The sequence below is a fragment of the Paenibacillus xylanexedens genome, from assembly GCF_007680605.1.
Classification (GTDB): domain Bacteria; phylum Bacillota; class Bacilli; order Paenibacillales; family Paenibacillaceae; genus Paenibacillus; species Paenibacillus xylanexedens_B.
The window spans coordinates 166,911-179,340 of sequence record NZ_VEIO01000005.1 but is presented as its reverse complement, the minus strand read 5'-3'; the positions used below and the strand labels follow the sequence as shown (position 1 = coordinate 179,340).

9 protein-coding genes and 1 pseudogene are annotated in these 12,430 nt (G+C 48.0%); all 10 read right to left on the bottom strand.

The features are described 5' to 3' along the window. Positions 1-15 precede the first annotated feature (15 nt). The 10 genes and pseudogenes from flgK to FS818_RS21355 all read right to left on the bottom strand — a co-directional run bounded on the left by flgK (position 16) and on the right by FS818_RS21355 (position 12,217). On the bottom strand, positions 16-1,572 hold the full coding sequence (gene flgK, locus FS818_RS21400; RefSeq protein WP_145334505.1) for a flagellar hook-associated protein FlgK: 1,557 nt from the start codon (positions 1,570-1,572) through the stop codon (positions 16-18). A gap of 19 nt (positions 1,573-1,591) precedes the next feature. Continuing rightward, positions 1,592-2,095, bottom strand: coding sequence for a flagellar protein FlgN (locus FS818_RS21395; RefSeq protein ID WP_145334503.1), 504 nt, complete (start codon positions 2,093-2,095; stop codon positions 1,592-1,594). An 11-nt stretch (positions 2,096-2,106) separates the two neighbouring features. After that, the gene (gene flgM, locus FS818_RS21390; RefSeq protein WP_123065336.1) at positions 2,107-2,391 is read right to left on the bottom strand and encodes a flagellar biosynthesis anti-sigma factor FlgM; all 285 of its coding nucleotides are present in this window, start codon (positions 2,389-2,391) and stop codon (positions 2,107-2,109) included. A gap of 171 nt (positions 2,392-2,562) precedes the next feature. Beyond that, on the bottom strand, positions 2,563-2,970 hold the full coding sequence (locus FS818_RS21385) for a TIGR03826 family flagellar region protein (protein WP_123065335.1): 408 nt from the start codon (positions 2,968-2,970) through the stop codon (positions 2,563-2,565). A gap of 228 nt (positions 2,971-3,198) precedes the next feature. Continuing rightward, entirely contained in the window at positions 3,199-3,786 is a 588-nt protein-coding gene (locus FS818_RS21380; protein WP_260989940.1) for a ComF family protein, read from the bottom strand. A gap of 453 nt (positions 3,787-4,239) precedes the next feature. Continuing rightward, positions 4,240-5,730: pseudogene (locus tag FS818_RS29595) on the bottom strand (helicase-related protein); the annotation flags it as partial. Between the two features lie 1,201 nt (positions 5,731-6,931). Beyond that, positions 6,932-7,351, bottom strand: a complete 420-nt coding sequence (locus FS818_RS21370) for a hypothetical protein (protein ID WP_222128835.1) — start codon at positions 7,349-7,351, stop codon at positions 6,932-6,934. A gap of 207 nt (positions 7,352-7,558) precedes the next feature. Continuing rightward, entirely contained in the window at positions 7,559-8,281 is a 723-nt protein-coding gene (locus FS818_RS21365; protein WP_063567747.1) for a response regulator transcription factor, read from the bottom strand. A 4-nt stretch (positions 8,282-8,285) separates the two neighbouring features. Beyond that, a complete protein-coding gene (locus FS818_RS21360; protein WP_090922925.1) occupies positions 8,286-9,446 on the bottom strand; it encodes a sensor histidine kinase in 1,161 nt (386 codons plus the stop codon). A gap of 47 nt (positions 9,447-9,493) precedes the next feature. Continuing rightward, positions 9,494-12,217, bottom strand: coding sequence for a stalk domain-containing protein (locus FS818_RS21355; RefSeq protein WP_145334495.1), 2,724 nt, complete (start codon positions 12,215-12,217; stop codon positions 9,494-9,496). Positions 12,218-12,430 lie beyond the last annotated feature (213 nt).

Below are 12,430 nucleotides of genomic sequence, written 5' to 3'. Positions count from 1 at the left end.
TGTCACTCCCTTCGATTATCTGCCCACTGTACCCGTAGAGTTGATCAATTTATCAAGCAATTGATCGAATGTGGTCATAAAACGTGCTGATGCACTGTAGGCATGCTGGTATTTGATCATATTTCCCATCTCTTCGTCCAGAGATACTCCGCTGACGGATTGACGACGCGTATCCACTTGCTGTACCAAAAACTCCGAGTTGGATGTCTGACGTGCAGCTTCCTGTGACTGTACGCCCAGCTGTCCTACAATAGCACTGAATTGCGCACCAATGGTTGCGTTGCGCAAACCGTCAGCTGATTTCATCGGTGTGTCTTTCAAGTTTGCTAGCATCAGAGCGAGTGTGTTATTCCCTTTAATCACGGTCTCTGTACCAGACGCATTGGTTGTTGTTCGAAGCGATGTTGCAATTTTGTTCGGATCAGCCAATAATTCGGCATTTAAGGAGATATTCCCGGCTGTAATCGCGGTACCGCCCCCGGCCGCTGTAAAGAACGGCAATCCTCCAGTATTGCTTCCATCCATGCTATAACCAAGCTGATGCAACCCGTTCAAACCTTTGACAGTCACCTTAAGATCACTAGCCAATGTCCGTGCTGCTCCCGTGTATGTAACACCATCCAAGACAGTATTATTTGGTAGCACAGAGCCAGCAGGTATCGTGATCTCAATGTCACCATTAGCCAGCGTATTCGCTAAATCATCCATTTGTTTACGGTAATCACTTACCAGTGTATCTCTGGATCTGATCATTCCGTGAACTTCACCGTTCGTGAGCGTACCCGCTGTATAAGCATTATTTAAAAATGCTGAATCTACCGTAGCTTGAACCGCTCCACCCGTCACAAGCTCTTGTCCATTCATCTGAATCTGATAACCTTGTGGTGAATCCGTCACGGTGATATTCATAATCTTGGACAGCTTGTCTGCCATTAAGTCACGTTGGTCACGCAGGTCGTTTGCGTTATCGCCAAGGGATTCAACCTTCACGATTGCACTGTTCAGGTTCGCAATGTTACCCAGGTAACCCTGAATTTCATTACTTTTCACCGCAATGTTACTGTCCAGATCCTGACTCAGAGAGTCTAATTGGCGACTAATCTGGTTCATGGCGTCGGTGAGAGCCAGTGTAGTTTCTTTAACAATTCGGCGAGCCGTAACATCTTCCGGGTTTTTGCTTAGATCAGACCATGATTTATAGAAGTTATCCATAACCGTCCGGAAGCCCGTATCCGAGGGTTCGTTCACAATTGCCTCGAGTTTCTCCAGCGTATCCCGTTGAATCGACCAACTTCCGAAGTTGGTATTTTCGTTACGATATTGGTCATCCAGAAACTTCTCGCGAACACGGGTAATCGAGTCGAACTCTACCCCTGTTCCAAGTTGACCTGGCGATGTACTATGTAAAAATGCAAACGGCTCCATTGGTATGGATGCTTGCATATTTACTTTCTGACGTGAGTACCCTTCTGTATTAGCATTAGCTATGTTATGACCTGTTGTGCTAAGAGCGGCCGTCTGTGTAAACAAACTGCGTTTAGCCGTTTCGATTGAATGAAATGTAGATGTCACCTGGTTTCCCCCTATTTAATCAGGCACGCGTGTCGAACAGACCGATTCGTCCTGGATTGCCGTGCTTATCAGCAGGATGCTGATAAGTTGCATCCTGTTCAGGCCTCGAAGCAAACATGTCCATCGATAGATCAATAAACATTAACGATTGCTCAATCAGCTTCTGATTTAGTTGATTAATATCTTTCAATTCTTGTAATGTTCCCGCCAGCTTCTTCTGGACTTCAAACAACCGCTGTTTGTCAGCCGGATCAAAGATCAGCTTGGAAATCTCGGTAACATTCAGGTTCAGCATCGACTTGATGCCACGCTCCTGAAGCAGTTCGTGAACAGCATGTAGTCGCTCTGTATCCAGCGGCTCCTGCTGCTTCATAAACTTGGATTCCTTATTCATGATAGCGATAAGCTGGTCTACATCATTTTTGACGATAACTTCTCGTTTAACCTGACTGAGCGCCAGTATATCACGGTGACTTTGCTCCATCTGCTCTAAAACTGCAATTAATCTGTCCAGTGCTGCCATTACATAATCACCTATTCCTTATCAAAAGACTTGAAATACGGTAGCAACTTGTCAGCAAGCTTGCTACTGTCTACCTGATATGTTCCCGAGCTTACCTGCTCTTTCAACTCCTGAATCCGTTGCAACCGTCCTGCATCTTGCGTACGTCCTTGTTCTTCAAGCATCTTCATCGCCTCCGGAGAAATGGATACTTCATCCTTGCGGCGGCTTTTCTTGGTCTCAGCCTGCTGATTGGATTCAACATTCCTCTGATATGAATTGATGGCTCCAATTCGACTCGGTTCATTGATTTTCATTCGAAGTGCACTTCCTTTCACCTGTTTTTTTCGTTGATATACGTATTTCTTTCTTTATCTTTATGTGTTCGAAATGAGTAGGATAATAAAAAAAACCGATAATCTTTAATAAGTTTATCGGTACGTTTCAAAACATTTGTTATAGCATTATTCGTATTTAAGACCACGTTCCTATGAATTGCGCAGTTTGTCGACGGCATTGTAGGTTCGTCCGCCTACTTGGTTGTTATCCTTCTGACCTACTTCACGAGCTGCCCCAGCCAAGTCTTTCGTTAGTCGAGTACGGCAGGAATCGCACATATGGCCTTCACGGATCAGCATTCCGCACACTTCACAAGGATACATCATATTCGGGGCGTTTTCGATGGAAATCCGTCCCTCTCGGATAAACTTCGTGATGGTTTTGATTGAGACTTCTGTCGCATCCGACAATTCCTGTATGTTGGCGCCTTTATTCTCGCGCAAATAGTCTACACAGATCTGGTATTCCTGCTCCATTTCCTTGATACAGTTCGAGCACACATCACGAAAATTCAATGCATACAATTTGCCGCAACGAGGACAATTCCCTAAATTCATCGCTAAAACTCCCCTCTCAAACTTCCTATTCCGACTAGATAGTATCTATACATTACCTTATTTTCTCATATGAAGTCCATAGCTTATTTACAAATATAAAATGGTTTAGATTGCGTAAATATGAAATCTATTTTAAAGTTGAACCCCCCATTTTACAAGGTTATCCTAGCTTCTGATATCTACTTCACAGTTTCCCCTAACTATTTAGGGTGAAATAACATGAAAACCTCAAGACCTCGCTAATGTGAGTGTATAAATTTCCAACGTTACGTCGGCTTTATTTGCGGCATGTAAAATGACATGCCCACAAGCGTCTAACGTACTTCCGGTCGTGTAGATGTCATCAATTAAAAGTAATTTAAACGGCTCGCTGTAATTCCTGAGCAGACTGAAATCAAATTCATCAAGCTTGATAGAAAAAGCATGTTTCATCGTCTCGAACCGCTCCGCGCGAGACTTGAAGCTTTGTTTCCCTGTGTTGATCTGGCGTTGCAACAGATCAACACAGGGCAAACCAGCGGCGATGGCAAGCCCTGTTGCCAGACGCTCCGCCTGATTAAAGCCGCGTTCGGCCAGGCGCTCGTCGCTCACAGGCACATACGTGACCGCATCCGGTCGCCATAGCGGATTCCTGGTTTCTTTTTCACATATCAGAGTCAGTTCTTCACTCATCGCTTGAAAAGCTTGAGTTAACATAGCAGTTAGTAGCGGGGCGTAGCGCTCATAGCCTCGAAATTTGTACATGCTTATCCAATCTTTCATTAAATCGTTATACTGGACGGCGCTACGATTGCAGAAGAAAGAGCGATGCTGCATATGCGGGCGCACACAGTCAGGGCACCCTACACCACGCCCACAGCGCTGGCAACGGATCGAACGAATCCATGGAATCTGCTGTACACAACGCGGGCATATCCCAGGATAACGTGAGGACAACACCGCACGGGTTCCACAGGTCAAACATGGTGAACCCGGCGGGCCAAGTAACTTATGGAGTTGTCCGCTTAAACGCTGAATACGCTCAAAGAGATGAGAAATATAACTGAACATAAGGCGCTTCTCCTTTCTTAACGAATAAAAATACGACGTATCAAGCATAAAGTATGTAATACACGTTCGGTTAGCATGTGCGACGAGCACTAGTGCTCTTGTGAAGCAGTGTAATGGTTTTGGTTGAAGGTAGATACTGGCGTAAATCATTGTTCGCATAAACGATTAGTCTACAGTGATCCTTTTCAAGCTCAGCTGATGATGTTGATGTAATGATGATTATGATCTTGAAACTGGCGGTTGCAGGTAACCTTTGCGGCGGGCAATAGCGTTCATTTTGCGGATCTGGGATACAGCTTTCACTTGGGATCGGGTACGGCGGGATGCGGCAAATACGACACGGCCTGCCGGATCATCCAAGGAGCGCCCTGCCCGGCCTGCCATCTGTACGAGCGAAGCCTCGTCGAAAAGTCCGTTGTCTGCATCCAGAATAAACACATCGCTACGCGGGATCGTCACGCCTCGCTCCAAGATGGTGGTTGTCACGAGCAGGCGGATGGAGCGTTCCCGAAATGCAATGACTTTGGCGGCCCGCTCCGCATCCTGCGATGAAGTGCCTTCAATTGAGATCGCAGGAAAATTCCGGCGCATCAGGTGCACAAAGGCCTCAATCTGGGCGATACGCGTTACAAAAACAAACACCTGAGCATCACGTTGCAAGGAGGTACGAATGCTCTTCACGATGGTAGCTGGAAGTTGTTTGCGTTTGATGCATTGCGCCACAGTAGGCATGTTGATCAGCCGCGGTACAGGTAGCGGATGTCGATGGAAGCGGACAGGCACTTTGGCATGAGCAAGCTTGCCCAAAGCAACCTCACGTTGCAAACGGGTTGGCGGCGTAGCGGACAAATAAATAAAATGCCCCTCCGGTTTGCAACAAGATGCTGCTGCATGAGCCAGCATGGGATCGTTATGATATGGAAACGCGTCAAGTTCGTCGATGATCACCAGATCAAAACCTTGGTAGAAACGCATGAGCTGGTGTGTGGTCGCGAGAGTGAGCTGGGCGTCTTTCCAGCGCTCCGAACTTCCGCCATAGAGCGTTGCGAGCGAGGTGTCCGGGAAAGCTTTGGCAAGGCGCGGAGCCAGCTCCAGCACGACATCCCTGCGTGGTGTAGCGACCAGCGCTCGTCCGCCATAATCCAATGTGCGCTGGATTAGTGGAAATATCATTTCCGTCTTGCCGGCCCCGGTCACGGCCCAGAGCAAGAACCGCCCCGGCCCATCCCCTGCGGGCGGCCGGGCCAAAAACGCGAGCGCCGCGGCTGCTGCCGCGCTCTGCGCTGCGCTTAGCCCCCACCGGGCGAGTCCGCCGCCGGTGGGGGCCAGGGCCGTGCCACGCGATGCTTCGCCGCGTGCGGGCACGGCCCCTTGCGCTGCACTGCGTAGCAGCAGCGCACAAGCACGGCTGCGCCCTAGCGCGAGGCATGCCTCGCAGTAGGCGCACGCCGCCAGGCCGCAGGCAGCGCAGGGCACGCGCTGCCGGGCTTCGCTGCCACAGCGGTGGCAGCGGGGCGCGCTTCGCGCGCGGCCGAGCCACGCGAGCCGGCGGCGCGTGGCGGGCCCTTCGAGGGCGGCTGTCATCTGCAGCCGCCCCTGCAAGCGCGCGAGCTGCGCAGCCGCGCGCCAGCCCCCTGGCGGCATGGCGGGCTCCGCCGCCAGCAGCGCCTCGGCCTCGGCCGCCAGTAATTGGCGGCCACTCATCCGCTCCGCCAGCAGAGCTGCGCACTGCTCGAGCTGAGCCCAATACTCGGCGGGATATGGCTTCGGCATCCCGCCCACCCTAGCTTCAAGCGTAGCCGCAGTTCCTCTCCGCGTCCCTATTCCAGTTCCTGTACTTGTCCCTCTCCCTTCATCTAGTCCCGAACACGCTCCCGCCACCATTCCTCTTCGCGTCCCTGTTTCTAGTTCTGTACACTCTCCTATTCCTATTCCTATTCCTATTCCTATTCCCCTTTTATCATTTCCCCCTATGTCCAATCTACTTCCATTCTTCCATCTTCCCGCTTCCGCCTGTTCGGCCAACGCTCTCCTTGCCTCTATTTCACCCAAGAGATGCTCATACAAGTCCAGCTTTGTATTCAAGTAGCTTTGCCACGCCTCCATACGCCACATATCCATGCTAGGCTCGGGTACGAATTGATCTACCAGCCAAGAAGCCTGACTTAACGGAAGAAGCATGCTTAATACCAACCATTGTTTCACATGCCGTCCACTCATGCCCTCAAGCCACCACATGACATCAACCTGAATGTCGAGAGACATGACCATATCCCACTTTTCCTCCGCCCGGTACACGTAAACCCCAACCTGCATCGCGTCTTCCCTCCCCTTGTTCGTATCCGAAAAATAAAAAAGCACATGCTAAACCGACGTCTTCGTCGGAGCATGTGCTTCATGTCCATTCCTTATAACACAAATTTTCTACTCATTAATGCTTGATTGAATATAAATTTGATCATTTCATCATTTTCTAAAGCGTTTCGAATTTCAGTCTCACCGTATCCTGTTTCTTCAGCTACTGCAAAATAAGTACTTCTTCAAGAGTCCGGCTCCATTCATCCTGAATATTCATATAAATCAAGTATATGGTTTTATTTTCTAATCGTCAATGTAACATTGGCTTCACTCCCGATCCCTTAAAAATTTGGAATTTTTCCATTGAATATGCGCAACTTTTTCCAGTTTTATCAGTCTATACTTTTAAGTTAAGACTTCTGACTTCAAAATGCTTCTTCAGCGACATCCGAAGTGATAAATCCAGTCTTTAACCATAGATTGCAATAAAACCCATATTCAATTTAAAGGCAGACTTGGCTACAATTACAAAAAAAAGATTACAGCATCAAGCTGTAATCTTTCTCATATCGAATCGGCATATCAACGTCTGCAAACGTGTAAAATGTTAGGATTACCTGCACCCGGCTTCATCATTGGACCTACGCAGATCAATGAGGCGATAGTTACCATTCCTCTGCCCGGTATGTTCAAGTTCTGCTGGCACAGCAGGCAGATAAGACAGCTCCATGCCTTGCCTTTGCATCATCTTCTCAATAATGGTTATCGTCTCTGCTTCTTGTTGCTCGGCGACCACCGTTAATGTAAAGCTCTTGCCACGATATAATAATTCCAGACAAAGTGATCGAATGATGCCTTCAATCCGTCCTACCTGATTGGAAGGAATGAGCAAAATCTGCTCGAAGCCTTCGGACTCCGGGCGGGAAGTATGGCGCTGGTGCATAAGATGAACGGCCATTGCCGCCAGGAAGTATATGAGCAGAATCATAGTCAGATGAGCAACCATGGCAACTGCACCTCCTCGGAAGGTCATGTTCACCCATGGCGAACATCCCTGTATACCGCAGTATATGCAGCGTATTCCGAAGGGTTACAGCCAAACACCCCGTCGGTGCTCGCCTGAACCAATGTTCAGAGCATCCTTACACTTTGTTCATGTACAGTGATAAAGTCCATCAACCCGCAAACCAATCCATACTGGATATGGCGCGAGTAGATACCTGTCAAACAATTATAAGAATTAGAGCGTAACCCAGCCATATTTAATGGAGTTAATAACGGCCTGTGTACGGTCGTCCACTTCCATCTTCTGCAGAATGCTGCTGACATGGTTTTTAACTGTTTTTTCACTGATGAACAAAAATTCACCAATCATCTTGTTGCTCTTACCCTCGGCCATCAATCGTAATACCTCAGCTTCACGACGTGTCAGCGGGTTATTGTCTCCAGCAACAAATTTAACGCCTGCTTCCTTCGAAGCGCCTTCGCTCATCGCACCTGTTTCGTTAAGATACGTCATACGACGAAGTTGCATAATCAGTTTGCCCGTTACTTTAGGATGAATAAATGCATGACCTTCATGAACAGAACGAATCGCGTTGATCAGCGACTCTGCTTCCATATCCTTCAGCAAATATCCGTTGGCTCCTTTACGGAGTGTTTCGAATACATAGCTTTCATCATCATGAATGGACAAAATAATAACTTTTACATCCGGGAACAGCTCGCGCAGTTTCTCAGTAGCTTCGACGCCGTTCTCTACAGGCATGTTAATGTCCATCAGAACGATGTCGGGTTTATCCTGATTACAGAATTCGAGCACTTGAATGCCATCGCCACATTCCCCGATGACCTCAATGTCGTCCTCCATATTTAAAATGCGTTTCAAGCCCTCTCGGAACAGCTGATGATCATCAGCCAAGAGAACTTTAATTGATGTTTTTCCAGTATCACGGTTTTCCATCCTGCTACTCCTTTCCCTTATCCACGTTTGTCGGGATATGAATGACTATTTTGGTTCCCTGGTTCTCTGCGGATTCAATCTCTATTCTTCCTTCTAACAGTTCAACCCGTTCTCTCATCCCGATCAGACCGAAGTGGTTGTGATCCTTGCTTTTCTTGGCAAGAAGCTCCGGTTTGAACCCAAGCCCATTGTCCTGAACGACAATTTTGACGAGCTGAGCCTGGTATGTAATTTCTACGACAACATATGTGGGATAAGCATGCTTGGCAGCATTAGACAGACCTTCCTGCACGAGACGATAGATTGCGGCCTCCATTGCAGATGAGAGACGATGTTCCTTACCTCTTGTTTCAAAAAGCGACCGGATTTTTGTTTTTACTTCAAAATCCTGCACATACTTTCGAAGCGTTGGAATCAATCCCAGATCATCCAGTGCCATAGGACGCAGATTGAATATAACTTTTCTCATTTCTTCAAGACTTGAACGAACCTGGCCTTTCAAATCTACTATTTCGGCCTGAACCATCTTAAAATCCTGCTTCATGAGCATTCTTTCTACAATTTCCGTCCTAAGCACTAGATTGGCAAGCATCTGCGCAGGCCCGTCATGAATCTCGCGGGCAATACGTTTCCGCTCTTCCTCCTGGGCCAAAATTATTTTCAAACCAATCATTTGTCGATTCTTGGCAGACTCGATGATCCGGGTCACCTGACCCAGCTCTCCTGACAAGTATTCTAGCACAACGCCCATCTGCGAACCAATCGTCTCGGCACGCTCTACAGAAGCCTCCACATTTTTGGCACGCTTCTGCAGATCATCCCGACGGGCCTTTAGATACATTTCCTTCTCACGATAAATCATCAGATCCAGCTGTAGCTGTGTCGCTTTTTCATACGCCTGCTTGATATCATGCTCCGAATAACGGACAAAGTCGCGGCTCACCTCTGTAAGCCGGATCCGGGAACGGCGGTAATTCAGCTCCAATTGATCTACTTTCTCGATCGTTTCCGCCGTTTCCTTCAGCACAGACTTGAGCTCCTCATTGAGCGTCTTCAGCTCATCGCGAGTGGAGTCCATGATTTCAAACATTTGATATTTGCTGTTTTCCATGACTTGTATGGCGTTTTTTATGACGCGGTCTATGGCATCGGCTTGTAAATCCACGTTTGTTCGACTCCATTTCTATCGTTTCCGGTATATATCATACCATATCACGATGAGATGGTAACGGTCTTCGTGTTCTGTTCCCATTTTACAGTCAGCCCAAGTTGCTCGGAAACGAGTCTGAGAGGGACTAAAGTCCTACCTCCACTTACGTAAGGTGCAACCGTTGCGCTCTGTCTTTTGCCATTGAGAACAAATTCTTTCTGACCTACCACCAGATCGATCAGTTTGCTGCCGCGGATTACTGTAATCCGCTGATTTTTGCTGTCCCAGATCGCCTGTCCGCCAAAGGCATCCAGTACATGTTTGATCGGTACATACATAGTTCCATTCTTAAGAACCGGTGTTGCATCAATGGTTTTTGTTGTCCCGTTTACTGTCATAGACTTCTGTCCAAGTACTAGTGAAGCTGTACCCGTAGGCAATCCGACTTCGCTGGATTTGGAAGGCATGGTGAATGAAATGTTGTCGAACGCAACCGTTCCCGTCATCGCACGCTCATCCTGTCCATCTTCCACATTCACGACATACACACGTTTCAGTTTCGCCGGATAAGCGATGTTCAGTCCATTCAGGTCAACATTAACTTTCTTCCATCCATTCCAGTCGATGGCTTTGGCCAGATCGGCATATACCGTTTTGCCTTTAGCATCCGTAAATTCTGCACGTAGCCAGTTCAGGCTCTTGTCACCCATCACATCCATCGACATGGACGTTGCGGCTGCTGATACGTCTCTGCCCGTTGAACCGTTCAGTTGAGCATAAGCATACATTTTACCGGTTCCACCCGTCATATCGTAACTGAGTTGCAGTACCTTTGAGCCTGCCTTCTCACCGGTTCCTGCCACGACTGAGGCCGCCCCCGTCACCCCTGCCACATTTGTAGTGAAGTTAATCGGATAGTTCGCGTTTTCGAAATTTTCCCAGATCGTCTCGCTTGCTGCTGCAGAGAGTACTACCACCGTGCTGTAACCATCATATCGGCCGATTGCATAACCAACCTGTGCTCCATCATTCACAGAGGATACCGTCAGCTGGTCACCTGCCACTTTTCCTTTAAATCCGATGAATTCCCATGTCAGGGAATCGGCTGGTACCGTCACGCTTTGTCCGCCCTTTGTTGTAGCTGTCACTGGAATCGAGACTGTAGTTCCCGCTTGAAGTGAGCCCAGACCAGATCCGGCAGTCAAGGAAGCCAGTTCGTTTCCACCCAGCACCGTCACTTTGATGGAAGAGGACGCTCCGCTACTTGTAGCCGTTAACGTTGCTGTACCCGGCTTCACACCTTTAATCGTTCCGTTGCTGACGCTGACAATGCCGTTATTGCTGGATTTCCAGGTCAATGGAATATTACCTGTCGCGATTGGGTTGTAGTACGTGTCATACCCTTTCGCGGAATATTTACCTTCCTGACCAGCAAGCAACGTCTGGTTGCCGCTCACCGCAAAACCTTTTAACTTACCTTCAGGTGCCGTTGAGAACACTCCAAGTGTATTCACCACTTGACGTTGCTCGGTGCCGTACTCGGTATTGAATGTGAGACTTGCGGATTGTTCACCCAGTGGACGTGTAACCATTGTCGTCGATCCGCCGCCATCCAGATTCATGCCTTTCCATACCCCGATACTGGTCATAAATGACTGTAATTCGGTCAAAGACAAGCCGCTACTGTTACTGTTTTTCTCAGCTGCAATAATATACACATATCGACCATCCTGAGAGTACCCTACTGCTGTTCTGGCACGAACACCTCCGATTCCCGAAGAAGCTATATCCCGTGAGAAGGAAGCCGCTTTGCCTCCATTGACCAGAATCGTGTGACCGCCAATCATCATTTCCAGATTACTCGGGTCAACCGTCTGTCCTGTCGTTTTGGCAACCAGCTTGTAATCTGCTCCCAGTGTCTGCCCAACAGACAAGTGGCTCATAACCCATGTAGCCGCCGTACCGTGTGCACGCAAAATATACCCGTCTGACGGTACAGTCATATTTAATGCCTTTTTATCCGAAATTTGCGTGATGACATTATTCTGTACGAGCACCTCCGTCGGCGTGGTGGAAGGATCATTTGGACGTTTGGTTGACGTCCATGCAGGTGTATAAATATACATGGAGTTCGCATGGCTGTATGTACCCGCTCCCGTTTCAACCGTATAGTCCTCCTTATTTATCCCACGCAGAGCGAATGTTGAACCATCCTGCGCTTTTACTGTGCCATCAAAAGAATATTCGTCAATCATTGGCTTGCCATCTTTGGTTACAGTGAGGGCGTACATCCCTTTCAGTTCGGATGGTGTAGACACCAATACACCGTCAGAGACTTGACCGCCGATCGGTGACATTTCTCCAGATACGTTAAAGTAATCCCCGTTCACCGCAGCGACTGCGCCGTTTTCCTTCGCCATACCGCCCGTGCTTTGTTTACTGTTTAATTTATTTCCCTTGCCTGTCATTACATCCAGTTTCACGTATGGATTTTGCAAGTCTACCTGGATCACATCGGCAAGCACATTTACCTTCGAACCTGAACGTGTTGTCGTATATCTGTATTTCATGAGCTTCGCACCCGAAGTCAAAATCTCTTCGCCCAGCTTGCTCGTATTCGTCGATGCCGCCGCGGCTACGGATTGCCACGAAGTCCCTGACCACATCTGTCCACCTGCATTCATCACAGGCGCAATCCAGATCACACCTGCCAGTGTTACAATTGCCCATTTCTTTGCCTTATTGTACTTAACGCCTTCCAGCTGTTTCCCATGTTTCCCCAGCATGTTCGAAACGTCTCTCCCATCTTGTATATGAATCTTAGATATCACATAGATTCTGTCTAGCGACAGTCTCGTAGCATGATGCCTAGCATACCCTTCTATTAATAGACTGTTTTTTCGAGAAAAAGTTACGTTACTCATGAATATTAAGGGCTTTTCTGGTAAAAAAAGACCCAGGTATAGAGTAAGTCCTCCATACCTGGGAATCATCCTGCA